The 24,836-nt window shown below is 56.3% G+C and carries 21 protein-coding genes and 1 riboswitch; of the genes, 9 read left to right on the top strand and 12 right to left on the bottom strand.

Annotation, left to right across the window (positions count from 1 at the left end; translation table 11 throughout):
* Positions 1 to 1,472: 1,472 nt before the first annotated feature.
* Positions 1,473 to 2,636 carry a M20 aminoacylase family protein gene (locus G6L28_RS15285; RefSeq protein ID WP_174064685.1) on the bottom strand — a complete coding sequence of 388 codons (1,164 nt, stop codon included), beginning with the start codon at positions 2,634 to 2,636 and terminating at the stop codon, positions 1,473 to 1,475.
* Positions 2,637 to 2,879: 243 nt separating this feature from the next.
* On the opposite strand from G6L28_RS15285, the gene G6L28_RS15280 reads away from it, so the two are divergent.
* Both G6L28_RS15280 and G6L28_RS15275 read left to right on the top strand, forming a co-directional pair.
* Entirely contained in the window at positions 2,880 to 3,905 is a 1,026-nt protein-coding gene (locus G6L28_RS15280) for a D-alanyl-D-alanine carboxypeptidase family protein (RefSeq protein ID WP_234902597.1), read from the top strand.
* 132 nt (positions 3,906 to 4,037) lie between these two features.
* A complete protein-coding gene (locus tag G6L28_RS15275; protein ID WP_174064683.1) occupies positions 4,038 to 5,195 on the top strand; it encodes a CobW family GTP-binding protein in 1,158 nt (385 codons plus the stop codon).
* 63 nt (positions 5,196 to 5,258) lie between these two features.
* On the opposite strand, the gene betC is transcribed toward G6L28_RS15275, so the two are convergent.
* Positions 5,259 to 6,773: a choline-sulfatase gene (betC, locus tag G6L28_RS15270; protein ID WP_174064682.1), complete on the bottom strand. Its 1,515-nt coding sequence runs from the start codon at positions 6,771 to 6,773 to the stop codon at positions 5,259 to 5,261.
* Positions 6,774 to 6,808: 35 nt separating this feature from the next.
* Positions 6,809 to 7,762, bottom strand: a complete 954-nt coding sequence (locus G6L28_RS15265) for a choline ABC transporter substrate-binding protein (protein ID WP_174064681.1) — start codon at positions 7,760 to 7,762, stop codon at positions 6,809 to 6,811.
* A gap of 123 nt (positions 7,763 to 7,885) precedes the next feature.
* On the opposite strand from G6L28_RS15265, the gene G6L28_RS15260 reads away from it, so the two are divergent.
* Positions 7,886 to 8,788, top strand: a complete 903-nt coding sequence (locus G6L28_RS15260) for a choline sulfate utilization transcriptional regulator (protein ID WP_174064680.1) — start codon at positions 7,886 to 7,888, stop codon at positions 8,786 to 8,788.
* 44 nt (positions 8,789 to 8,832) lie between these two features.
* Here G6L28_RS15260 and G6L28_RS15255 read toward each other — a convergent pair whose 3' ends face one another.
* Positions 8,833 to 9,468, bottom strand: coding sequence for a queuosine precursor transporter (locus G6L28_RS15255; RefSeq protein WP_174064679.1), 636 nt, complete (start codon positions 9,466 to 9,468; stop codon positions 8,833 to 8,835).
* A 198-nt stretch (positions 9,469 to 9,666) separates the two neighbouring features.
* The gene (gene rpmB, locus G6L28_RS15250; protein WP_174064678.1) at positions 9,667 to 9,957 is read right to left on the bottom strand and encodes a 50S ribosomal protein L28; all 291 of its coding nucleotides are present in this window, start codon (positions 9,955 to 9,957) and stop codon (positions 9,667 to 9,669) included.
* Positions 9,958 to 10,209: 252 nt separating this feature from the next.
* Here rpmB and G6L28_RS15245 point away from each other — a divergent pair, with 252 nt between their 5' ends.
* Positions 10,210 to 10,983 (top strand): DUF3108 domain-containing protein, encoded by a 774-nt coding sequence (locus G6L28_RS15245; protein WP_174064677.1) that lies wholly within the window; start codon positions 10,210 to 10,212, stop codon positions 10,981 to 10,983.
* A gap of 119 nt (positions 10,984 to 11,102) precedes the next feature.
* Here the strand turns inward: G6L28_RS15245 and G6L28_RS15240 are convergent, their stop codons facing one another.
* Together G6L28_RS15240 and gloB are read right to left on the bottom strand one after the other, a co-directional pair.
* Positions 11,103 to 11,534, bottom strand: a complete 432-nt coding sequence (locus tag G6L28_RS15240; protein ID WP_174064676.1) for a cupin domain-containing protein — start codon at positions 11,532 to 11,534, stop codon at positions 11,103 to 11,105.
* Positions 11,534 to 12,304: a hydroxyacylglutathione hydrolase gene (gene gloB, locus G6L28_RS15235; RefSeq protein WP_174064675.1), complete on the bottom strand. Its 771-nt coding sequence runs from the start codon at positions 12,302 to 12,304 to the stop codon at positions 11,534 to 11,536. Before gloB ends, G6L28_RS15240 begins: the two co-directional genes overlap by 1 nt.
* Before the next feature lie 91 nt (positions 12,305 to 12,395).
* On the opposite strand from gloB, the gene G6L28_RS15230 reads away from it, so the two are divergent.
* The 4 genes from G6L28_RS15230 (at position 12,396) to G6L28_RS15215 (ending at position 16,836) form a co-directional block, all read left to right on the top strand.
* Positions 12,396 to 13,157 carry a class I SAM-dependent methyltransferase gene (locus G6L28_RS15230; RefSeq protein ID WP_174064674.1) on the top strand — a complete coding sequence of 254 codons (762 nt, stop codon included), beginning with the start codon at positions 12,396 to 12,398 and terminating at the stop codon, positions 13,155 to 13,157.
* 84 nt (positions 13,158 to 13,241) lie between these two features.
* Positions 13,242 to 14,348, top strand: coding sequence for a histidinol-phosphate transaminase (gene hisC / locus G6L28_RS15225; RefSeq protein WP_174064673.1), 1,107 nt, complete (start codon positions 13,242 to 13,244; stop codon positions 14,346 to 14,348).
* Positions 14,348 to 15,277 carry a prephenate/arogenate dehydrogenase family protein gene (locus G6L28_RS15220; RefSeq protein WP_174064672.1) on the top strand — a complete coding sequence of 310 codons (930 nt, stop codon included), beginning with the start codon at positions 14,348 to 14,350 and terminating at the stop codon, positions 15,275 to 15,277. Before hisC ends, G6L28_RS15220 begins: the two co-directional genes overlap by 1 nt.
* 329 nt (positions 15,278 to 15,606) lie before the next feature.
* Positions 15,607 to 16,836 carry a class I SAM-dependent methyltransferase gene (locus G6L28_RS15215; RefSeq protein WP_174064671.1) on the top strand — a complete coding sequence of 410 codons (1,230 nt, stop codon included), beginning with the start codon at positions 15,607 to 15,609 and terminating at the stop codon, positions 16,834 to 16,836.
* Positions 16,837 to 17,002: 166 nt separating this feature from the next.
* Here G6L28_RS15215 and G6L28_RS15210 read toward each other — a convergent pair whose 3' ends face one another.
* Complete coding sequence (locus G6L28_RS15210; protein ID WP_174064670.1) at positions 17,003 to 18,004, bottom strand: DUF2125 domain-containing protein; 1,002 nt, start codon at positions 18,002 to 18,004, stop codon at positions 17,003 to 17,005.
* A 50-nt stretch (positions 18,005 to 18,054) separates the two neighbouring features.
* On the opposite strand from G6L28_RS15210, the gene G6L28_RS15205 reads away from it, so the two are divergent.
* Positions 18,055 to 18,597, top strand: a complete 543-nt coding sequence (locus G6L28_RS15205) for a gamma-glutamylcyclotransferase (RefSeq protein WP_174064695.1) — start codon at positions 18,055 to 18,057, stop codon at positions 18,595 to 18,597.
* Between the two features lie 105 nt (positions 18,598 to 18,702).
* Here G6L28_RS15205 and ribB read toward each other — a convergent pair whose 3' ends face one another.
* The 4 genes from ribB to G6L28_RS15185 form a co-directional block, all read right to left on the bottom strand.
* The gene (ribB, locus tag G6L28_RS15200; protein WP_174064669.1) at positions 18,703 to 19,338 is read right to left on the bottom strand and encodes a 3,4-dihydroxy-2-butanone-4-phosphate synthase; all 636 of its coding nucleotides are present in this window, start codon (positions 19,336 to 19,338) and stop codon (positions 18,703 to 18,705) included.
* 110 nt (positions 19,339 to 19,448) lie between these two features.
* Positions 19,449 to 19,595: riboswitch (FMN riboswitch) on the bottom strand.
* 180 nt (positions 19,596 to 19,775) lie between these two features.
* On the bottom strand, positions 19,776 to 22,931 hold the full coding sequence (locus tag G6L28_RS15195; protein ID WP_174064668.1) for an efflux RND transporter permease subunit: 3,156 nt from the start codon (positions 22,929 to 22,931) through the stop codon (positions 19,776 to 19,778).
* Positions 22,932 to 22,940: 9 nt separating this feature from the next.
* A complete protein-coding gene (locus tag G6L28_RS15190) occupies positions 22,941 to 24,065 on the bottom strand; it encodes an efflux RND transporter periplasmic adaptor subunit (protein ID WP_234902596.1) in 1,125 nt (374 codons plus the stop codon).
* A gap of 89 nt (positions 24,066 to 24,154) precedes the next feature.
* The gene (locus G6L28_RS15185; protein ID WP_234902593.1) at positions 24,155 to 24,721 is read right to left on the bottom strand and encodes a TetR/AcrR family transcriptional regulator; all 567 of its coding nucleotides are present in this window, start codon (positions 24,719 to 24,721) and stop codon (positions 24,155 to 24,157) included.
* Positions 24,722 to 24,836: the final 115 nt, after the last annotated feature.

The raw sequence follows: 24,836 nt of genomic DNA, 5'->3' as shown, positions 1-24,836 counted from the left end.
AAGCCGGGCTATGGTTCCGGCGCGGTCGTCTCGTCATGGTATCTCCTGTTCTCAGCATTTAAGCTGAAGTCAGGCAGAAATTCCACTTATCCTAGCTGTGCAGATTTTCCGAGCCACCTCTCAACTTCTCCGTCATATACTACGGAAAGAAAGTGGGAACGAATTGCAAAAATTGCAATACTTAGTTGTTCGTTTTTCATTAAGACGAAAAAAGTCTGTTCCTTGTTCAGAAACCCATAACGAGATAAATTCAAGACTGGGTCGTTCAACGGTAAGTAATGTCTCCACGGAAAATAATAGACGAAGCTGGACCGACTTTACTGCTGCTTGGTTGTGATCCATTTCTTGTTAGATCAGGTTTCACCAAACACATGGGCTGACCGAGCTGTGGCGCTGCTGAAGAGTTGTTCGCATGTCATCTCTGTGTCTCTGAAGTTCCCAGCAAATTGGAGGCCTTGCGCAGTCTGGAGTTGCTCTGCTACCCATCCTGCGCGGAATGTAGCATTTACGTGCGCAACTACGCCCTGGTTCATTACCTTGGAAAGCTGAAACCTCCTATTGAACCTTAATCCGTATAAGGCTGCTGACTCTTAAAAGGTGCTTCGCACCTTCACCGACATAGAGAGGCAAGCCGTGATGCCCAGAGAGAAGGCACTGGCAGATAGCTCGGACATATTTATCGGAGCGGAATGTCCACAACAACGATCACAGCGACAAACCAACGAACCGCAATCAAAGGTTGATGGACCCTGCTCCTAGCGTCGCGAGGAAGTGGTGTCCACAAGAGGATTCGAACCTCCGACCCCAGGATTCATACCACTTCGGCTTTCGCCGCCGTCCCACCTTTCGGGTGGGCGCGTTCGTGGTCTGGACTGTCCCTTCACCATGGGCCGGAGCCTTTAGGTGCTACCCATCCAGTCTCTACACCTTCGACGGATTTCTCCGAAGCTTGGCTCGGGATTGGCATGCTGATAGTCCAGCGAAGCGTTCCCCGAATTTGAGTAGATCGACTGCAACCTTTCGGAATACAGCCCCCAATTTTGCAACCAGGAATCCTGTGCTCTATCCTGCTGAGCTATGTGGACAAACCTTCTTTCAAGTTGGTTCGTAACCCATGCTATGCCGAAGATCAACACCCCAGCGCCAACGGCGATTTGCATTAAAGGGTAAGATCAACGATTCGAACATCAGATTTGCGGGGAAGCATTTTGATTGGCTCTACCGGTGGGGTTGCCCACCAGATTCCCTAGAATGCGCGACCAATTTTCGGTCTCAAGGCGCGGCAGTAAATTTACTGGTCCGTCGTCAGCCTGCTGTGCTGAGGATTCTGCTCGACCAGTAAACTTTCACACTATGAAAGGTGCTCTATCCTGCTGAGCTACGTGGACACACGCCTGCGCTTTTAGCGCAGCGATCCCAAAGGATCAACCTGCTTGTGCAAGCGCCAGCGTTTCATTCGCAATATTCTAGTTTCACGTACTTAACCGTTGTTCCACCAGTTTGACCCAGTAGGATATTCCGTAGGCGATGGCTTCGTCGTTGAAGTCATAGCTCGGGTTATGCAAGCCCGCACTTTCGCCATTACCGAGGAAGATGAATGCGCCCGGTCTTTCGCGCAGCATGTATGAGAAATCCTCGCCTGCCATGGACGGATCGACGTCCGGGTCCACGTTGCTTTCGCCAGCCACGTCTTGCGCGATGCGAATGGCGTAATCGGTCTCGACCGCGTGGTTGACTGTCACAGGACAGTATCTTTCGTAAGATGCTTCGGCTTGCGCGCCGTTGGCCAGCGCAATGCCTTCTGCCATTTGCTTGATGCGCGCTTCGGCCATGTCGCGGACGTCTTCATCCAGCGTTCGCACCGTTCCGGCTATCAAGGCTTCATTAGGGATGATGTTATGGCTGGAGCCAGCCTGAAAGCGTGTGACGGAAACCACGACGGAACGAATTGGATCGGCATTGCGGGATGCGATCATCTGGAGATTGCTGACGATCTGCGCGCCGATGGTAATCGGGTCAACGGTGCGGTGCGGCTGCGCGGCATGCCCGCCTCGGCCTTTGACGGTAATCGAGAACTTGTCCGGTGCCGCCATGATGCCGCCCTTGCGAATGGCGAAGGTACCCAGCGGAATGCCAGGCATATTGTGCATGCCGTAAACTTCATCCACGCCGAAACGGTCCATCAAGCCATCTTCGACCATAGCCAGCGCCCCCGCGCCGCCCTCTTCCGCAGGCTGGAAGATCAGGGCTACCGATCCGACGAAATTTCGGGTTTCACTTAGATATTTCGCTGCGCCTAGCAGCATGGCGGTGTGCCCATCATGGCCGCAGGCGTGCATCTTGCCCGGTGTCTTCGACGCCCACGCAGCGCCGGTTTCCTCCAGGATTGGCAGCGCGTCCATATCTGCACGCAGACCTATGGTGCGTCCCTGCCTGGTGCGACCATGGATGAGACCCACCACCCCGGTGCGGCCGATGCCAGTCACGATCTCGTCAACGCCAAAAGATTTCAGCTTTCCTGCCACGAACGCCGCCGTTTCATGGACATCGTAGAGAATCTCCGGATTCTCATGAAGATGGCGCCGCCACTCGCTGACTTCCTGTTGTAATTCGGCGGCTCTGTTCAAAATCGGCATTCGAAAATTCCTGACTTCCATTTGCGGCATTGTGAATCGCAGTTCTGTATCACAGATATTGCGCCGCATAATTGACGCAATCAACGGACTTTGCCATTGCTAGGACATATATGGTGACTATTGCAAATCCCGAAGCTTGAGACGGGAATTCGAGGACACGCCTTGCAAGACGAACGCAGAACCCAGCGAGCCGCCGGACGGCTCGTCAAAACCGTTGCCGCCCTGACTGCCAGCGTTCTGGCGATGACATCGTTTGCGTACGCTAATCCGAAGATGGTGGTGGACGTGAAAAGCGGCAAGGTGATCTCGCATCAGGAAGCCTTCCGCAAGTGGTATCCCGCCTCGCTGACGAAGCTGATGACGGCTTATATCGCATTCAGCGCCATGAAGTCCGGCAGGCTCAGCCCCGATACGGAAGTGGTGATGAGCAAACACGCAGCCGATCAACCTGCCAGCAAGATGTATTTCAAGGCAGGTTCGAAGCTGACGCTGGATAGCGCTTTGAAACTGCTTCTCATCAAGTCTGCGAATGATGTGGCCGTCGCCATTGCAGAGACTGTCGGGGGCAGCGAGGCGAACTTCGTTTCGCAAATGAATGCGCAGGCGGCACGGCTTGGCATGTCGTCCACCCATTACATCAACCCGAACGGTTTGCCGGGGGCCGGGCAGTATACCACCGCACGGGATCTCGCTGTGCTCGCCCTCATTATCAAACGTGAATTTCCTGAATATGCAGGTTACTTCGCGTTGGAAGGCGTCACCACCGGCAAGAAAAATTATGCCAATTACAACATGCTGGTCGGTCGCTTCGAAGGTGCCAATGGCATGAAGACGGGGTTCATCTGCGCTTCCGGTTTCAATCAGGTCTCCTCGGCCATGCGCAACGGTCGCCAGGTGATTTCCATCGTACTGGGTTCCGACAGCCTTGCGGGTCGCACCGACGAATCTGCTGAATTGCTGCAACTGGGGCTGACGGCGCCTTCGGGGCAAGGCGTTTCGCTGGCCTCGCTTGCACCCTATGGCGATACTTTGACGATGAACGATCTCAGCAAGGAAATCTGTAATCCGAAAGCCGCGAAAGTACGCAGCGAAAGCCGTGACGAGGCAGGCCGGATGATTATCAAGTCGCCTTACGTGCACGAAATGACCCGCCCCCCGGTCTATTCCTTCGCGGGCCTGATCCCCGGCACTGAAGCCGTCGCCTCGAATGCCAAAGGCTCGGTAGACGTGGCAGATGTGCCAATCCCTATTCCGCGCCCGGCGTTTTAATACCTCGAATTCCGCGGCTCGTCATTTCGGGCGAGCCTCTTTTTCGGTTCATCAAATCGGTGCTGTCGTTTTCGTAATATGCTGATATAAAACCAGCAGCTAGATGTAATGTTGTAACGACGCAGGCTATCCATGGCATTCGAACGAATTCCCGTCTCCATCCTCACCGGTTTTCTCGGTGCTGGCAAATCGACGCTGCTGAACCAGCTTCTCAAAGATCCGTCCATGTCGGACGCGGCAATTATCATCAATGAATTTGGTGATGTGAGCATCGATCACCTGCTGGTGGAGCGTTCTGGTGACGGCATCATCGAGCTTGCGGAAGGCTGTCTCTGCTGCACCGTGCGCGGCGAGCTTGTCGATACACTGGCCGAGTTGATGGATGGAATCCAGACCGGTCGGCTGAAGCCGGTCAAGCGCGTCGTCATTGAGACCACTGGCCTTGCCGACCCGGCACCGGTGATGCAGTCGATCATGGGAAATCCGGTCATCGCACAGAGTTTCGCGCTGAACGGCATGATTACCGTGGTGGATGCGGTCAATGGCTCCGCCACGCTGGAAAACCACGAAGAGGCGGTCAAGCAGGTGGCCGTGGCCGACCGACTGGTGCTGACGAAGCGGAAGCTTGCGAATGCCGAAGGTATTGCCGCGCTAAAGGTGAAGCTTGCGGACCTCAATCCACGTGCGGCAGTCGAGGATGGCGACCGCGAAGACTGGAAGGCTACCGATCTGCTGGACAATGGCCTGTATGATTTTGAAAGCAAGAGCGCCGATGTCAGCCGCTGGCTGGGCGAAGAGGCCGCCCATGACGATGGCCACCACCATCAGCACGAGGATCATCACGCTCTTGAACATCATCATGACCAAGCCCATGACCATGGCGGCCACCACCACCATGATGTAAACCGCCACAACGCATCAATCCGCTCTTTTTCCATCCTGCATGATCGCCCCATCGATCCGGTGGCCATCGAAATGTTCGTGGATTTGCTGCGTTCGGCCCATGGCGAAAAGTTCTTGCGCATGAAGGCCATCGTGCAGCTTTCCGATAGGCCGGATCGGCCTCTGGTGCTGCACGGCGTACAATCCATTTTCCACCCGCCACAGCGTCTGGCGGCATGGCCAGACCCGGCGGATCGCCGCACCCGCATGGTGCTGATCACCAAGGATTTGCCGGAGGTATTCGTAAAGGACCTCTTCGCAGCCTTCACTGGAACGGCGGGTATAGATAGGCCGGATAGTCAGGCGATGATGGATAATCCGCTGGCTGTTCCGGGCATGCGGTTTTGAGCTGAATTGATAGAGCCCTCCTCCATGTGACAAGCACAGGGAGGAGGGCGGTGTCGGCTTTTCTCACTCCCCGCGCGGGTACCGCTGGTTCTCCTCCAGCACGTTCAAGTCCATGTGGTTGCGCATGTATCGCTCTGAGGCCCTTTGCAGCGGCTGGTAGTCCCAGGGATAATATTGCCCGTTGCGCAGCGCCTTGTAGACTACCCAGCGCCGGGCCTGGCTTTCGCGCACGGCGGCGTCGAAGGTGGCGAAATTCCACCGTGCATTCACCTGCATCATCAGGGCGGCCAGTGTCTGCGCATGTTGCGGGTCATCGCTAAGATTGACCAACTCGTTCGGATCGCTCTCCAGGTCGAACAGCATCGGCGGATCGGCCTCGCATACGGTCAGCTTGTAACGACCATCAAGAATAGCGACCAGCGGCGCGATCGAGCCTTCGGCGGCGTATTCCATCGGCACCGGCCCGCGTGATGCGGTGCCTGCTGCCAGACCGCTCAAATCCTCGCCGTCCGTCCAGGGTTTAAGCGAGGCGACGTCGATACCGGCCAACGCGCAGAGCGTCGGCGTTACATCCAGCGTGGAGACGGGATCATCGACCTTTCGCACCTCCCAGCCGGGTGCTGAAATCATCAGCGGCACACGCGCCGAGCCTTCGAAGAAGCACATCTTGAACCACAGTCCGCGCTCACCCAGCATGTCGCCATGGTCGGAGAGGAAGAGGACAACAGTGTCGTCTTCCATGCGCGTGCGTTTCAGCACGTCGAGGATTTCACCGATCTTGTCATCGACATAAGAAATATTCGCGAAATACCCCTGCCGTGCGCGCCGGATATGCTCCGGCGTGATGTCGAAGTTTTCATGGTCGCAAGCGTCCAGCAAACGTCTGGAGTGGGGATCCATTTCATCGAATGGCAGCGCGCCGACGGTTGGATCGAGCGCAGGGCAATCCTCGTACAGATCCCAATATTTGCGTCGGGCGACATAGGGATCGTGCGGATGCGTGAAGCTGACGGTCAGGCACCATGGGCGGTCGTCCAGCCTGCGGGAAAGGTCGTAGAGCTTGCGCGTCGCATTATAGGCAACCTCGTCGTCATATTCCATCTGGTTGGTAATTTCGGCAACACCCGCCCCGGTCACGGAGCCGAGATTGTGATACCACCAGTCGATCCGCTCGCCGGGCTTGGTGTAATCCGGCGTCCAGCCGAAATCCGCAGGATAGATATCCGTCGTCAGCCGCTCTTCGAAGCCATGCAACTGGTCGGGGCCGACGAAGTGCATCTTGCCGGAAAGGGCGGTGTGGTAGCCCGCCGATCTCAGATGGTGCGCATAGGTCGGAATATCCGAGGCGAACTCTGCGGCGTTGTCGTAGACCCGGGTGCGGCTCGGGAGCTGCCCGGACATGAAGGAGGCTCGGGCGGGGGCGCAAAGCGGGCTTGCGGTATAGGTGTTGGCAAAGCGCACCGAGCGTTCAGCCAGCGCTTTCAGATGCGGGGCATGTAGAAAATCGGCCGGGCCATCGGGGCAGAACGTCCCGTTGAACTGATCGACCATGAGAATGAGAATATTCGGGCGCGTCACGCCGGTCTCCAATGCGGATATGATCATCGGGTATATTAGAGGCCGAGAGCCGTCTTCACGGCAGCATCGCCCGGCTTTCCGTCCAGCGTGGTCACGCCTTTCAGCCAGCTGTCCAGTACCTTTGGATTTTCCTTCAGCCATGTACCGGCGGCAGCCTTTGCGTCCTCACCACCGAGAATCGCGCCCATCAACTGATTTTCCATGCTGATGTTGAACTTGATGTTTTTGAACAGCGTTGCGGCATTCGGGCATTGCGCTGGCCAGCCGGTGCGGGCAAGCGTGTAGACTTCTGCACCACCGAAGTTCGGCCCGAAATAAGCGTCACCACCGGCAAGATACTCGATCTTGAATTTCTCGTTCATCGGATGCGGCGCCCAGGCAAGGAAGACGATGGCCTGCTTGTTCTTTTCAGCGCGCTCTACCTGAGACAGCATTGCCTGCTCGCCCGACTCGACAACCTGCCAGTCTTTGAGGCCGAAATCGTTGGCAGTGATCATTTTCTGGATGTTTTGATTGGCAGGTGCGCCGGGTTCGATGCCGTAAATCTTGCTGTCGAACTCCTCGGCATGCTTTTGCAAGTCGGCGAAATTCTTGATGCCCTTTTCGGCCACATAGGTCGGCACGGCCAGCGTGAACTTTGCGCCTTCAAGGTTCTTGCCTAAGACTTCCACAGCCTTGGCAGAGTTCAGATCATCGATGAAGGCTTTCTGTGCGGGCATCCAGTTACCGAGAAAGACGTCGATCTCGCCGTTTTTCATGGCCTGATAGCCGATCGGCACCGATAGCGTCTTGACGTTGGGCGTGTAGCCCAGCGCTTCCAGAATGTAGGAAGCGGTGCCATTTGTTGCGGTGATGTCGGTCCAGCCAGGGTCGCTGAGGCGGATGGTCTTGCACGCGGCATCATCATTTGCATGCGCCGTGTTGGCAAAACATGCCACAGACAGGAGAAACCCTGCAGAGAGATGAAGCAGTCGGGAAATTGATTTCATGGTCGTCCTCCTGTTCGCGCGCTTTCATTTGAAAACGAAACGCTTAATCTAGTATTTTAATAAACTACACATATCTTCCCGGCGTGAAGGCCGTATTTTTGATGGTAGATCAAAGGATTTTTTATGGCTGAGCGGCCTGTCGACCTGGGATGGATGCGCGTATTGCTGGAAAGCGGGCGAAGAGGCAGTCTGTCAGCCGCAGCGCAGGAACTTGGGCTAACCCAGCCAGCGGTCAGCTATCAAATCCGGCGGCTTGAGGAGCAACTCGGCGTCGCTGTGCTTCATCGCCAGCATCGAGGTGTGGAACTGACACCCGAAGGACAAAAGCTTTACCGGATGGTGACGCAGCAGGTCGCGGAACTTGATCAGTTGGTAGGCGAGTTCCGTCAATCCAGACAGAAAGCTGTCATCCGGCTTCACACGGATTATGCCTTTTCGAGCCTGTGGCTTATCCCGCGCATGCAACGTTTTCGAGAACGTCACCCTGACATCAATATCCAGATTGTCGCCAATCAAAACCCGGCAGGGCATTCGCCGGGAAAGGACGACGTGCTGGTTGCCTTCGGTGAAAGGCCGGATGTCGAGGCCAATCCGGTGCTGTTGCTTTCGGAAAAGGTAGTTCCCGTTTGTGCGCCGGGCTTCCTGCACTCTCCCTCGCTGGATTGTGCTGCAGAACCAATCGGCCAATCGAAGCTTATCCACCTCGACAGTATGCTTTCATCACAGTGGTTCGATTGGTCGGGCTATCTTAAAAGAATCGGTGTTTCTCGTGGTCCAGCCAGCGGGCATGGCGACATCAGCTTTAATACCTATACGATGGTGATCGAAGCGGCGCTGAAGAGCCAGGGGATCGCGCTCGGCTGGAGCGGCCTGGTCGACAGCCTGGTTGCGGACGGCTCGCTGGTGCAAATCGGTGAAATGCTGGAGGAGCCGACCCGCGGCTACTGGCTATCAGGTGGCGCGGACAAGGGCAGTGCCGCGTCCAAACTCACGCGTTGGCTCATGGAAGAAGCGGGCCGGAGGTAATGGTAAAGTCGGGCTCCTCCATCGCTGGAGAAACCCTCGACATGCTAGGCATTCCGGGCAGACGGCATCGGCTTCAGCGTGCTCATCAGTGCACCGTAGGGCAGCAACATGAATAGGCCGACGAGAATCTTCACCGAGAGATCACCAAGCGCCCATGAAATCCAGCGCGGTGCTTCCAGTGACAGGACACCCAAAATAGGCGCTGCCTCAATTGCGAACGAATCGTTCGGGCCGATGAAGGCGAAGCTTGCGGCAAAGGCTATCGAGAAGAAGAGCACTGTATCCAGCAATGACCCCAGCATTGTTCCAGCCAGCGGCGCCTGCCACCAGCTCTGACGGCGAAGGCGGTTGAATACCGAGATATCCAGCAACTGACCGATGAGATAGGCCGTGCCGGAGGCAACCGCAATGCGCGGGATTGATGTCCAGAACGACAGGGTCACGCCAACCACAAAACCGGCTAGAACGACCTTGCGGGCGATCGACGGGCCAAACTGCCGGTTTGTCAGATCGGTGATGAGGAAGGCGATGGGGTAGGTGAAAGCCCCCCAGGTCAGAAGGTCGCCAAGGTTGATGCCGAACAGAGTGCCGGAAAGCGGATACTGTACGAGAATGTTCGATGCGACGACAACAAGCGTCATCAGCACGACGTAGACGAATATAGAGCGCAGGTAAGGCATTTTTTTATCCTGGGTGATGCCACCAGTTGGAGCCGAAGGAAGCAGGGAACGAACCCCGTGAGGTTTAAAATGTTCCGATGCGCGAGTAAGACGGACGTGACGAAAACGAATGTTTCTTTATCGCCCAAACAGAGAAAAGGCTTGAGCGGCAGAGCCAGTCAAGCCTTTTGCAGATTTTCGAAGTGCTGGAATCCGCTATTAAGCAGCTTCAGCGGTCTTCTTTGCGATCTGGCGGCGCAGCAGACGAGCGCGCATCGACAGGTCGTTTTCGGCAGACTTCAGAAGGAAAGCATCGAGGCCGCCACGATGTTCGACAGAGCGCAGAGCGGCTGCGGAAACACGCAGGCGGAAACGCTGGCCGAGAGAATCGGAAATCAGAGTAACCTGGCAAAGGTTCGGGAGGAACCGGCGCTTGGTTCTGTTGTTGGCGTGGCTGACGTTATTGCCCGTCTGGACGCCCTTGCCGGTCAATTCGCATACACGGGACATGGGTACACCTATTCGTTGTCACTGTATGGCTGCTATCCTGCTTCCCGGCAAAACCCGGTTTGCAATCCAACAGCCGATGATTGGAAAGTTGCGGTTCTATAGTCAGAGCCGTTCGCCCAGTCAAGCCGCCCGCACCTTTTTGTGCGTGATTTCACCTGTTTCCCGCGGCATCCTGCTTTTTTATTGCCACAAGTAGCGGTATATGATCGCCTCAAAGGGTGGCTTTTGCTCATCCGCCGAGGTTTTTATCCGATGATCGCCACCGCACAAAGACTGTTTATGGCCGCTGCCTTCACTTTGGCAGGCATTTTACCCTCGTTTGCCGAAGAATCACGGCACGACAGCGAGTATTCCATCGCGCTCGGTGTGCTGCCCATCGCCCGCGCCAGCTTTTCGACCAAGATCGAAGGTACGTCCTATTCCATATCCGGTTCGTTCAGCTCTGCTGGGATAGCCAGTGTTCTCAAGGATATCTCCGGTCGCACCACGGTTTCCGGCGCAAAGCGCGGGAATCGGATGCAGGCCAGCGAGTATTCGCTGGTCTATAAGGACGGAAAGCGGAGCCGCACTTACGATGTTCGGTACCGCAACGGAAACGTTACGTCGACAACCGTAAAGCCGGAGCCCAGATCAAAGCCAGACAATTGGGTAGACGTCAAAGATCGCGATCTTCGCGCGGTTCTCGATCCTATTTCCGGTCTGCTTTTTCCCGTCGGTGGACGTATCTGCCCCAGCCGTCTGCCCATCTACGATGGTGAGTCGCGGTTGGACCTTGTCCTCAGTTCTGGTGGGACAAAGCCCTTTAAAACCGATGGCTTCAGCGGTGATGCCATTGTCTGCAACGTGCGCTATGTGCCCAAATCCGGCTTCCGGAAGGGACGCAAGGATATCGAATATCTGAAATCCATCTCTATGGAGATATGGTTCGCCAAGGCGAATAATATGGACGTTTACGCACCAGTTTACGCGCGTATCCCAACGAAGGTGGGGCAAGTGTACATCACCGCCACGAAGTATGGCGGCTGACTGAATTGCGGACGTGGTAGTGAATGCTTCGCAAAACTGTGCAGCAGTTTGCGATAAGGACGTGCGAAAATAAAGAGCTAACGCAAATCGCGTGAACTCGTTCTTGCGGGGATATCGATTTAGCGCGGCTGCCAACCGGGCTCTGCCATCACAAAACTCTCGAATACGAACCCGGGCGAAACCGTGCAGCCCACAAGCGAAAATTCGCCAAGGCTCTCTGCCGCCTGCCAACAATTGGCCGGGACGATGGCTTGGGGAAGTTCACCTTCCAGCACGGCCGGTCCGAGGCGGACAGTGGTTACGGTTTTGCCGTCTTCAGAAAGGTGGAGCGAAAGCGGGGCACCTGCGTAATGGTGCCAAACCTCCACCGCGTCCGTAACCTTGTGCCAATGAGAGCGCTGGCCCTTTTGCAGCAAGTAATAGATCGCAGTGGAATGGCCGCGCTCACCGCCGTCTTCATCGCGAAAGGTCTGGCGGTAGAAGCCTCCTTCGGGGTGCGCCTCAAGGTTAAGTGCGCGGATGATTGCTTCTGCCGAATTGTCTCTTTCCATCAGAATTTGTCCTTGCGGGTTCTGATTTCGGCAAAAACTTCCGCGTCTGTGGCGCCTTTCAGGCCCAGATGGTCGCGGATGCCGGGTTCTGCAACGCGCATGTAAGGGTTCGTCTGCTTCTCCATGCCGATAGTCGTGGGGATGGTGAAGCGGTTTTCATTGCGCAGCGCCTCTACTTCGCTGAGGCGACGCGAAAGGACCGCGTTTTCAGGATCGACGGTGACGGCGAATCGGGCGTTTGAAAGCGTATACTCGTGGCCGAAGTACACCTGCGTTTCATCCGGCAGCGCCATCAACTTCTGGAAGGAATGCCACATATCGGCAGCGGGGCGCTCGAATAGACGTCCGCAGCCCATGGCAAACAAGGTATCTGCCGCAAAAAGCAATCCATCGTCTGGGAGGTAGTAGCAGATATGGCCTGCGGTATGCCCAGGCGTCGCGATGCTCTGCACACGTCGTCCCGCCCATTCGAACTCATCGCCATCGGCTGCGGATATATCGAGACCGGGGATTGCCACCGCCTCATCGTGAGGACCGCGGATTTCGCAAGCGAACTTTTCCTTGAGCGCCAGATTGGCGTCCACGTGATCCTGATGGTGGTGAGTGGTGAATATGTGGGTGAGCTTCCAGCCTCTACGATCAAGTGCATTCAGGATGGGCGCTTCCTCTGGTGCATCGATGGAAACGGTCGCTCCGCTTTCGCTATCATGCAGCAGAACCCCGAAATTGTCGCTGCGGCAAAGAAAGACCTCGATTTCCAGCGGCTTCATGTTTCCCTCCATCATCTGCATCGAAAAGCTGTAAGTCTTATGTAGGCCACTACCGCTTGAAGTCCAACCGGGTACTGCTACATTCCAGTCCATGAATACCGATATTGTCGATCTGCGCGAATTCTATCATTCCCCACTTGGCCGTTCCGCTGAGCAGGCCATCACCATGGCGCTATCGACGCTCTGGCCACCGCTACCGGATGAACGGCTGGTGGGGTTGGGATATGCCGTCCCGTTTCTCGACCGCTTTCGCCACGATACCGAACGCACCTTTGCTTTCATGCCAGCAGGGCAGGGCGCGGTGAACTGGCCGGCAGGCGAGCTCTCCTCTACCGCACTTGTGTTCGACGAGGAATTGCCGCTGCCCGATTCGTCCATAGACAGGGTGCTAATGGTGCATTCTCTCGAGTTCGTTGAAAATCCTCGGGAAGCGCTGAAAGAGCTGTGGCGTGTCCTCGCTCCCGGCGGGCGGCTCGTCATCGTAGTGCCAAACCGTCGCGGTGTCTGGGCGCGGATGGAGCATACACCCTTCGGCTCTGGCCGACCCTACTCACGCAGCCAGCTGACGGCGCTACTGCGGGAGACCAACTTTACGCCCGGCGCGACCGCGGAAGCATTGTTTTTCCCACCATCGAAAGTGCGCTCCGTGCTGAAATTCCGACGTTATCTCGAAATCATGGGTCGCAGGCTCTGGCCGGTTTTTTCCGGGATTATCATCGTGGAAGCGCAGAAGCGGCTTTATCAGGGCTTGCCGGTGACGCAGCGCGCCTCGCGACGCGTTTTCGTTCCGGTTCTCGCACCGCAGGGCGTGCCGAGTACACGTACGAAACTGGACAATCAAAAGAAGCGCTGATACTCGACAAAGACCTTCTTCCAGTCTAATGCCTTCGGCATTGTCAGGCCGGGTTTTCCGGCGCTTTTCCGAAGGTCAATAAAAATGAGTGCAGAGCTTAACCAACCTGTTCCGCGTCCAGGCATTCTGGATATCGCCGCTTATGTTCCGGGCAAAGAACATGTGGACGGCGTTGCGAAGGTTTATAAGCTCTCGTCCAACGAGACGCCGCTCGGCGCAAGCCCCAAGGCCATAGAAGCTTTCAAGGCCGCCGCCTCCAATCTGGAAATCTATCCGGACGGACAGGCCGTTGCGTTGCGCCAAGCCATTGCCGATGTGCATGGCCTGAATATTGCCAACATCATTTGCGGCAACGGTTCGGATGAACTGCTGGGCCTGCTCTGCCACGTCTATCTGGGTGCGGGCGATGAAGCGATCATCACCGAGCACGGCTTCCTCGTCTACAAGATCCAGATCATGGGTGCAGGTGCTACACCTGTTACCGTGAAGGAAACGGATTGCACGGTGGATGTGGATGCCATCCTCGCTGCCGTCACGGAAAAGACGAAGATGGTGTTCATCGCCAACCCCGGCAACCCGACGGGCACATATGTTCCGGTTGCGGAAATTCGCCGCCTTCAGGCCGGTTTGCCGAAAAATGTCATTATCGTTCTGGATGCAGCCTATGCGGAATATGTTCGCAAGAACGACTATGAGGCTGGGCTGGAACTGGTTTCCGGCAACGCCAATGTCGTGATGACGCGTACCTTCTCCAAGGTCTATGGTCTGGCCGCACTTCGCGTCGGCTGGATGTATGGTCCGGCTGCCATCATCGATGCGCTGAACCGCGTGCGGGGACCGTTCAACATGAACGCACCCGCAATCGCCGCCGGTGCCGCCGCCATCCGCGATCAGGCATTTATGCAGCAGTCCGTTGCACATAATCTTTTATGGCTCGATAAGCTAACCGCAGCCTTTACTGAAATCAGCCTGACGGTGACGCCGTCGGTGACGAATTTCGTCCTGATCCACTTCCCGGATGTGGATGGCAAACGGGCAGCCGATGCCGATGAGTTCTTGAGTCGCCGTGGTTACATCCTACGTGCAGTTCGCGGCTATGGCTTTGCCAACGCGCTTCGTATGACAGTGGGTTCTGAAGAGGCCAATCTCGGCGTCATCGCTTCTCTCAAAGAGTTCATGGGGAAGGCGTGATGGCGGATTTCATGTTTGAACGGATAACGCTGATCGGCATCGGCCTGATCGGCTCGTCTATCGCGCGGGATATCAAGGAGCTAGGCCTTGCCCGCGAGGTGGTCATCTCTACCCGCAGCGAAGAAACGCTGAGGCGCGCCGAAGAGTTGGCGCTCGGCACCTCCTACACCGCCTCTGTTGCCGATTCGGTCAAGGACGCTGATCTCGTCATCGTTTCGGTTCCCGTCGGCGCATCAGAAGCTGTGGCACAGCAGATTGCACCGCATTTGAAAGCGGGTGCCATCGTCACCGACGTCGGCTCCACCAAGGCATCCGTCATCGCGCAAATGGCGCCCCACATGCCGCAGAATGTGCACTTCATTCCCGGCCACCCGCTGGCGGGAACAGAAAAATCAGGTCCCGATTCCGGGTTCGCGGGGCTGTTCAGAGATCGCTGGTGCATCTTTACACCGCTGCCGGGAACGGATGCGGATGCGCTGGAGCGCCTGAAAGGCTTCTGGATCGCGCTCGGCTCTCGCGTGGATGAGATGGATGCGGAGCATCACGACAAGGTGCTGGCCATCGTGTCTCACCTACCGCACATCATCGCTTACAACATCGTCGGCACGGCGGATGACCTGGAAACGGTGACGGAATCGGAAGTTATCAAATATTCGGCTTCCGGCTTCCGCGATTTTACCCGTCTTGCCGCATCCGATCCCACCATGTGGCGGGATGTGTGCCTGCACAACAAAGATGCGATCCTTGAAATGCTGGCGCGTTTTTCGGAAGATCTGGCCTCGTTGCAGCGCGCCATACGCTGGGGTGAAGGTGACAAGCTGTTCGAGCTTTTCTCCCGCACCCGCGCCATCCGTCGCTCCATCGTGCAGGCAGGCCAAGATGTGGACGCGCCGGACTTCGGGCGACACTCGCTGGACCAGAAAAAGTAGCAGCTATGGACCACGCCCGTTGCATGGGGCGTGGCGCTGACGAAGTGGCGACGTTTCAACGTCACTCATGTCTATTAACGCGGCAAGGTACGCGTCAGCTTCTCCCATTAATAAGTAATGAACATAAGACAGGGCCTGAGCGTCGCGCAGCCCCGGCTTGGCCCTTAAGTTGTTCGACGGGTCTGGCTGGTACGCGTGCCTCGGTCTGGCTGTGGCCTTGGCAGAAGGCCGCTGGTGATTTCCTGCATCGGAACGGCATTTGCCGTTGCAATGCCCAATGCAACTAGAGGAAGCTTTCTCGCAATCGAGGGTTCCTCCCCGGAGACAAAATGACAATACTGGTTCTTGGTCCTTCGAATGCCGGCAAATCGACCTTTATGGAGCTATTGAAGCCGCATGGTCTGCCATCGACATTCGGTTCGCAGATAAAGTCTCCATCGGATGTGCCTACGGAAGGTTTGCTCCACTACAATTTGCTGCACAAGTGTCTGGAACTGAAAAATCAGGGTCTTCCATGCCGCGAATGGAACCTGCTGGACGAGAAAATCCTCTCCGACATCATGGCTTCCGGAAAGATACAGCAGGCAGTTGTCATCGTCACTTCCATTGGTGAACTCGCGCATCGTGCCAGCTCCCGTAGTCACGTGGAGCAATCTCTCGGGACATCTGGCTACAATCCCTCCGTCTGGCTCGACATCATGAAGGATGTCGACTTCTTCACGCTTTACGAAAAGACTTTCGATCTGCTCGAAAGCAAGGGCATCTCTTATGACGTGCTCTATTCTTCCAATCAGTTCGGAGCAATCAACGGGCAATTGTTCGTGCCGACCGACAGAACCTTCGTGCATCATAACCTGCGCGGTCGCTACATTTCCACGCCGAGCCCGGCGGAAATCGATGCGGTGATGAACCTGCCCGGACGCGACTACCAACGCGTTCTGCTACCACGCAACATCACCACTGACAGCAAGGACTTCGATCATGTGGCCGGTGGCCGGTCGCAGACCTTCCACAATTTTCGCGACCGCAGCTTTGTAGGTCGAAGTGTTCTCGATATCGGTTGCGCGTTGGGCGACTTCCTGTTCCGCGCCGAGCGTTATGGCGCAACGACGCTGACTGGCATCGAACTGCACCCGCCGCGTTGGGAAGCAGCTGTTGCGGTCGCAGCGGTTACGCATTCCAAGGCGGTGATCCACCGGGCAAACTTCATGAACGTCGATCTGCACAATCAGTTCGATGACGTTCTGGCACTCAATGTTTTGCACCACGTACCAGATTTCAAGGGCTTTCTGGAAAAGGCCGTCAAGCTTACGAAGCAGCGCCTCATTATCGAATATCCGACACTCAAAGATCCCAAGTTCCAGGCGCTTGGACAGTTCTCTGGCTCTTTCGAGGATTTGCCGGTGATCGGCGTGAGCAGCAAGGCAGCCGACCAGACATTCGTTTACACGCAGGCCGCGCTGACAAGGCTTGTCGCGGACTATGGTGATTTCCGTGCGACAAGCTATCCGTCGCCCATCGAAGCCCGTAAGATCGTTGTTTTCGAGCGGGTGAAGTAAGCTCCGCCAGAATATCTATCAAACTTGAAACAGCGCGCTCCGGAAAGCCTCAAAACGCTTCGGAGCGCGCTTTTTGTTCGCTTGAGAGACGTTTCGAGGCCGAAGGCTGGAGGCGATAGCTCAAGAAAGACTTGCCTAAGGGTGAGGAGAGCGTTTCGCCCTCCTGTCAGATCGGGGGTATTCTTCCTAACGGAATAAAGCCGCTGATCGTGGCACGACCTCGATCGACCACGAGATCGACCGACGCACGGTCTCCGCCGCCAGCCAGTGCGCCAAGCAATTTGCGGCCTGTGTCGATGGTTGATTGCAGTTGCGGGAAGGCCTGCTTGGCGTTGCTCGCCCAGTCGCCCAATTTTTCGATTTCCAGCTTGAACTGACCGGATAGATAGCCCTGATCATCAAATGAGAACGGTCCGGTGATCCGAATGGTGCGACCTTCGCCGGTATTCAGCATCAGGCGGCGCAGTTCGCCGCTCGTTCCATAAAGGCCCGTGCGGTCGCTGCCGTCGATCATGCCAGCCTTGCCCGCAAGTGTTACATCTGCAATCGCGTTGCCACGCGGCAAGAGTTGCGGAAAGTCGGTTATGACGGTCGCTGCGTCTTCCAGAGTGATTGCTCCATCAAGATCGGCGCCGTTCTGGCGAAGGTGAATCTCGGTTTTGGCAGCGTCAAAATTGACGGTCTGCGAGGTCACCGAGGACTGGGCCGTGGCCTTCAGTCCCTCGATAACCAGCGAGGTGCGGTCGATGCCCCGCAGTTTCGTGACGAGGCTCGATTGCAGGTCGGCCCATTCTGCGGAAACATTCAGACCGTGTGCGGTGGTGATTTTGGCAGGCGAATCCAGCTCCCAGACGATATGGCCGGGAGCATAAATCTGAGCTGCCGAACGAAGAGCACCGAAGGAGGCGTTGACGCCGTTGGTTGCGTCCTCGATATCCACCTTCGAGCAGAAGAGGCCTATACGGAACGGGTAACCACGGAAGGCCATGTCTTCGCACTGTCCGGTGACGTTGCTCGTACCGCCGGGTGCGATGGCCTTGATAACGGTTTCCTGTAGCTTTTGAGCTGCGTAAAACCAGCCTGCCGTGTAGATCACGATGACGAGAACGATGCCTAGTCCGAGAAACAGGAATTTTCTGCTCGTTCGGGATTGGCTTGACGCTGCCATGATGATCTCCAATGGTGGGACAAGGAATGATTTTTGATTTGGCTTGCGATATGGACGATTTTTGGGTCTTTGGCTACGGTTCGTTGATGTGGAATCCGGGTTTCCCCTTTGAGGAGCGGCAGCGGGCACGGCTGCATGGATATCGCAGGGCGCTCTGCATCAGTTCCAACCATTATCGGGGGACCGATGAAAATCCGGGATTGGTGCTCGGGTTGGAACGGGGCGGTTCATGCCATGGTGTGGCGTTTCGCGTAGCCGCCGAAAACCACAATCAGGTCATGAGTTATTTACGTGAGCGTGAACTCATATCCAATGTCTACAAGGAACGCATCGTAACCGTCAGCCTTCTGGATGGCAGGCGGGCGAATGCCGTTACCTATGTGGCCGACCCCATGCATGTTCAATATGCCAGCGGCCTGACGGTGGACGAATCAGCGCGAATTATTTGCAGCGCCGTCGGTTCCGCGGGCAGAAATGTAGATTATGTCTTCAACACCGTTCAGCATTTGCAGGATATGGGCATTAGTGATGCCCTTCTGGAGAAAGTTGCGACCTGTGTGAGGGGGACGCTGGAAAGCCAGTCGGCGGTATAAGTGGTAAGCTGATGAAACAGGCTGCAAGAGCCGGACCTTCTGTTGTGTCCGGCCCGCATAAAACAAACGCGCCGTGAGGCGCATTTGGGTTTCAGGACGTGTGGATTACGCGACCTGCCTGCGTTCTTCAGTTTCAGTCGCCTTGATGTAATCTACCAAGTCCTTGATCGTTACAAGCAACAGGCCATGACCCTCTGCGAAGATTTCCAGATCGGGGAGCCGCGCCATGGTGCCATCGTCGTTCGCCACTTCGCAAATGGTGCCCGAGGGGGATTTACCTGCCAGGCGGCAGAGATCTACGGCGGCCTCTGTGTGGCCTGTGCGGCCCAAGACGCCATTCGGGTTGGCACGTAGTGGGAAGATGTGGCCCGGGCGGGCGAAATCATCCGGTTTCGTGCCCTTCGTCACCAAGGCCTGCACTGTTTTTGCGCGGTCATGAGCGGAAATGCCGGTTGTTGTGCCAGGAATATAGTCCACGGAAACCGTGAACGCGGTCTTGTGAAATTCGGTATTGCGAGGGACCATGAGAGGTAGTTCCAGCTCATCCAGCCGCTCGCCTTCCATGGCAACACAGATAAGGCCTCGGGCATGGTTCATCATGAAGGCTATCTGGCCGGGGGTGATGGTTTCGGAGGCGGCGATGATATCGCCTTCATTCTCGCGATCTTCGTCATCCACCACGATGACCATTTCACCGCGGGAGATAGCTGCAATCGCATCTTCAATTTTCGAAATCGTCATGTCTTGCCTTTCAAGGGTTATGCCGTTTCCAGCACTTTTGCGTTTTTAGAAAACGCAGAACTTCCCTTGGGCGAACAACGCAGCATTTCCGCTGGGTGCGGATTTTACCACCTTGCTCTCTTCCATCCGGACTATACCGTCGGCTCCGGCATCTCACCGGATCTGCTGACCTTCCGGTTTAGCCAGAAGCGCTCGCGGGCTCCGGGATAAATCCTGATACCGCCGGTGGGGAATTGCACCCCGCCCTGAGAACAAGAGCTACAATAAGTCACGAACGGCGCATGAATCAAGGTAAAATATTGCAACGCGATAACGTCAAAAAACCAGAATAACCATAAACTTGGCGCGAATAGAACAATGGTTTATCGACGGCGCAATCCGTAAAGAAAAACGCCGCAAAACATGTTCGCGGCGTTCATTATTTTCCTGATGATATTTTAGTTGGACGGCGCTGGAGGCGGTGTTTCCGGCGTCGTCGGCGTCTCGTCATGGTGCGCTTCTGGCCGCTTCGTACGCATCAGTTTCAGCACGAACACGAAGAATGCCGGAACGAAGAAGATAGCGAGAATCGTTGCCGAGATCATGCCGCCAAGAACGCCGGTACCAAGCGCGTTCTGGCTTGCTGCGCTAGGCCCGGTCGCAATCGCCAGCGGCACAACGCCGAGCGTGAAGGCGAGCGATGTCATGATGATCGGGCGGAAGCGCACGCGGGCGGCTTCTACGGCGGAATCCAGCAAGGATCTGCCTTCGGCATAGTAATCCTTCGCAAATTCCACGATCAGGATCGCGTTCTTGGCGGAAAGGCCGATGATGGCGATCAATCCCACCTTGAAGTAGATATCGTTCGGCATGTCCCGCAGGATGACCGCCAGTACAGAACCGATGATGCCGAGCGGAACGACGAGCATCACCGCAATCGGGATCGACCAGCTTTCGTACAGACCGGCAAGAAGCAGGAAGACGAAAAGGATACTGAGGCCGAACAGGAATGGTGCCTGTGAGCCGGACTTGATTTCTTCAAGTGCCTGTCCTGTCCACTCATAACCGATGCCATTGGGAAGTTCGGAAGCGATCCGCTCGATCTCGGCAATGGCGACGCCCGTGGAATTGCCAGGTGTTGGAGAACCCGCGATACGGACGGTCGGATAACCGTTGTAACCCACGACCTGCGGCGAGCCCTTCTGCCACTGGGCAATCGCAAATGAGCTCAACGGCACCATGCCGCCATTGGCGTTTCGGACGTTCAGCTTGAGAATATCTTCGACTTGGAGACGATCCCGATCCTGCGCCTGAACGACCACACGCTGCATACGGCCCGAGTTGGGGAAGTCATTGATGTAAGACGAACCAAGGTTAGCGGTAATGGTATTGTTGATGTCGCCGAAAGTCACACCGAAGGTATTCGCCTTTTCACGATCGATGACCAGCAGAACTTGTGCGGCATCCGGCAGGCCTTCAATACGCATGCCTGCGAGAAGCGGGCTCTGGCTTGCCTTCTGCATCAATTCGGCAGCGGCGGCGGACAACGCTGCCTGCCCGATGCCATTACGATCCTGAAGACGGAACGAGAAGCCGCCAGACGTGCCGAAGCCTTCGATAGGTGGTGGCGACAGAGCGAAGGTCGACGCATCCTTCAGGCCAAACATCTGCATATTGGCGCGGTTTGCGACGTCCTGCGCCGAACTGCCCTCTCCACGCTCGCTCCAGTCTTTCAGGATGACGAAGGCAAGTCCTGCGTTCGCACCGTTGCCGGAGAAGCTGAAGCCCTGGATCGCAAAGACGTCCTTGACTGCGGAATCCGATTTGAAGATTCGCTCGATCTGTTTGATCGATTCCAGGGTGCGATTGGCGCTTGCCTCTGGTGGTCCCTGAATATCAACGATCAGGTAGCCTTGGTCTTCATCGGGAACGAACGCGCTCGGAAGGCTGACGAAAAGATATCCAAGACCGGCAATGAGTGCCAGATAGACGACCATCATTCGGCCTGCGCGGCGCGCAGCTCCCGTCGTCGTTTTCGTATAGCCGTGGGTCAGGCTGTCGAATTTGCGGTTAAACCAGCCGCCGATGCCTTTCTTTTCGTGATGCCCCTTCTTGATGGGCTTCAGGAACGTCGCGCAGAGCGCAGGCGTCAGAGAAAGGGCGAGGAAGGCCGAAAACAGGATGGAAACAACCATGGTCAAACTGAACTGACGATAGATGATGCCTGTCGAGCCGGGGAAGAACGCCATGGGAATGAACACGCTGGCGAGAACCAGAGTGATGCCCAGAATGGCGCCTGTAATCTGCCCCATTGCTTTTTGTGTTGCCGCTTTTGGCGAAAGACCTTCTTCCGCCATGATGCGTTCGACGTTTTCGACCACCACGATGGCGTCATCCACCAGAATACCGATGGCGAGCACCATGGCGAACATGGTCAAAACGTTGATCGAGAAGCCGGTGGCATACATCACGGCACACGTGCCCAGCAATGCGACGGGAACAACGAGTGTCGGAATGACTGTGTAGCGGAAGTTCTGGAGGAAGACGAACATAACCACGAAAACGAGGATGACGGCTTCGATCAGCGTCATGACCACTTTTTCGATCGAGGCCGACACGAACGGACTTGTATCGTATGGTATGGCGTATTCGACCCCTTCAGGGAAGTAACGCGAAAGCTCTTCCATCTTGAGCTGGATGGCCTTCGAGGTCGCAACAGCATTACCCGTCGAAGACAACTGGATGCCGACGCCGGCTGTCGGCTGGCCGTTCAGGCGAGTGGAGACGTTATAGGTTTCCGCGCCGAGTTCGAGACGGGCAACATCCTTCAGTCGAACGCTACTACCATCTGCGTTGGCGCGCAGCACGATGTTGCCAAACTCTGCAGGGTCCGTCAGTTGGCCCTTGACCAGAACTGTTGCTGTTAGATCCTGGGAGACGGGGTTAGGTGCTGCACCAATCTGGCCGGCGGCAACCTGCGCATTCTGAGCGGTGATCGCGCTGTTGATATCCGCTGCGGTAAGGTTGAGGCCGACCAGCTTGTCCGGATCGATCCAGACGCGCATGGCACGCGCGGCGGCAAACATCTGCGCACGGCCCACGCCTTCGACGCGACGAAGCTCGCCGAGAACGTTGCGGTTCAGATAGTCACCCAACGCGACGTCGTCCATGCGTCCATCGGTAGACGACAACGCAACAAACAATAGGAAGCCGGAAGAGGCTTCCTCAACGGTTACGCCCTGTGCCGCGACGGCAGAGGGAAGGCGGGCTTCCACACGGCGGATGGCATTCTGCACATCCACGGAGGCCTGGTTGATATTGATGCCGGGTGTGAAAGTGGCGTTGATCGAGACTTGGCCGGAGGTATCCGACGTCGACTCGAAATACATTAGTCCTTCGACGCCGTTCAACTCATCTTCTATGAGACGGGTAACGCCCTGATAAATGTCCTGAGGCGATGCGCCGGGGTATGTGGTGGAAATCGTCAGCTGCGGCGGCGCGACCTTGGGGTACTGCGCAATCGGCAGGAACGGGATTGCCAGAACGCCTGCAATGCAGATGAACAGCGCGAAAACCCAGGCGAGGATGGGCCGCTTGATGAATAATTGTGCCATGGGATAACCTTACTGCTTTGGCGTTTCTGCGGCCGCCGGAGCCGTGGCTTCTGGCTTCCACGGCTCAGGAGCGACCTTGCCACCGGGCTTAGCCTTCTGCACGCCGTCCACGATGACTTTTTCCCCAGCCGCAAGGCCGGTCTCGACGACCCACTCACTGTCGAGAGCCTGCCCGAGTACGACGGGGCGTGCTTCGGCAGTGCTATCGTCCTTAACGACATAGACCTGCGGCTTGCCATCGGCAGTACGAATGATCGAACGCTGGGGAACGGTAATGGCATTCTCACGCACGGCCTGCTCCACCCGCACGCGGACATACATGCCGGGTAGCAAATCGCGGTCGGCGTTAGGAAACTCTGCGCGCAGGGTTACCTGCCCGGTGGTGGAATCCACGCTGGCGCTGGCAAACAGCAGGCGGCCAGCTTCAGCGTAAACGGTGCCGTCATCGAACACCAGGCGGACGCTTGCCTGGTCCGGCGCAGGGCTTGCCAGCTTGCCATCGGCAACCGCGCGGCGCAGCGACATCATTTCCTGTGCAGACTGGGTGAAATCGGCATAGATCGGATCGATCTGCTGTATCAGCGCCAGATTCTGCGTGCCGTCCGCCGTCACGAGCGCACCTTCTGTCACAAGCGCTGCGCCAATGATGCCGGTAATGGGCGCTCGGACTTCGGTATATTCAAGATTGATGCGAGCTTCTTCGACCGCTGCTTCCTGCAAGGCGACATCGGCGTCCGCCTGCGCGAGGTTGACGGAAGCGGTGTCGAAATCGATACCGCTGGCGACATTGCGTTCACGCAAGTTTTTCTGTCGCTCGAATTGCTGGCGTGCATTCTGCTGCGTCGCCTGCGCGCGCTGCAAAGAGGCCTCAGCACTTTCAACGCGGACTTTGAACAGTCGCGGGTCAATGCGATATAGAACGTCATCCTTTTTTACCAGCGTCCCCTGTTCGAACACACGCTCCTGCAAGATGCCGGAAACGCGGGGGCGTACCTCCGAAATGCGCGTGGCCGCGATACGGCCGGGCAGCTCATTGACCACCGGGACGGCATGGGCCTGCAGTTCGACGACGCCTACGGCTGGTGGTGGCATCTGCGCGCCCTGTTGCGCAACGGCTGTATTCGTGCCTGCCATCAGGACGCCAGCGGCCAGCAGCTTCGTCAAAAGGGGCAGAGATTTTCTGCTGTGCATTATCAAATCCTCATAAAATCGCAACGCGATCATCATTTTTCATCCGGGAGAGAAGTATAGATTTCACGAATTCCATCGAGAATTTCCAAGCGTTGCTTGGGTTCCCACTCGTGAAAATTAAATAGCTCAGTACAGTAGAAGCCAGTAAGGGCGAGGTAAGCAAGTAAAGCGGCCTTCGGTCTTGCTCCGCTATTCATGTCCTTCACATCATCACTGGTCCATTGGCGCATCCTGTCGTGGATTTTTTCTTCAGAGGACATTGCCGCACTGATCGCCAGGCATACGGCTTTATCGGTATCGTCAGGCGCTTTTTCAGCCACTGCGATGCGTCCGAAAAGCTCCGGATGCGGTGCGTCGGAGTTTTGTCCGACAGAAACGCGGATTCGCTCTGCATCTACATTCAGGCGCCGTTCGATCAATGCTTCCAAGAGAGCGCTCTTCGATTTGTGATCGTACACGACGCGCGATTTGCTGACGCCGGCTTCTTGCGCAACGGCATCGATGGAAAAACCGGCAGCGCCTAGCTTCAGCACAACACGCTCCGCCGCGTCGAGTATGTCATCCGGGCTGATTTTTCTTGTTCTCGCCATGCGCTCCATCCAAACTTCCGCGATTTAAATACGAACGTTCGTTTTTAAAATCAAGCATCATGTCTCTGTACGGATGTAAAATTTTCGATTGAAGGATATGTGACGTTGATCTCCATCGATTGGG

The sequence above is a fragment of the Agrobacterium larrymoorei genome (assembly GCF_013322225.1).
GTDB classification, from domain to species: Bacteria; Pseudomonadota; Alphaproteobacteria; order Rhizobiales; family Rhizobiaceae; genus Agrobacterium; species Agrobacterium larrymoorei_A.
Note: the sequence above shows the minus strand (reverse complement) of the source record. Positions and strands in the feature narration are given on the sequence as shown.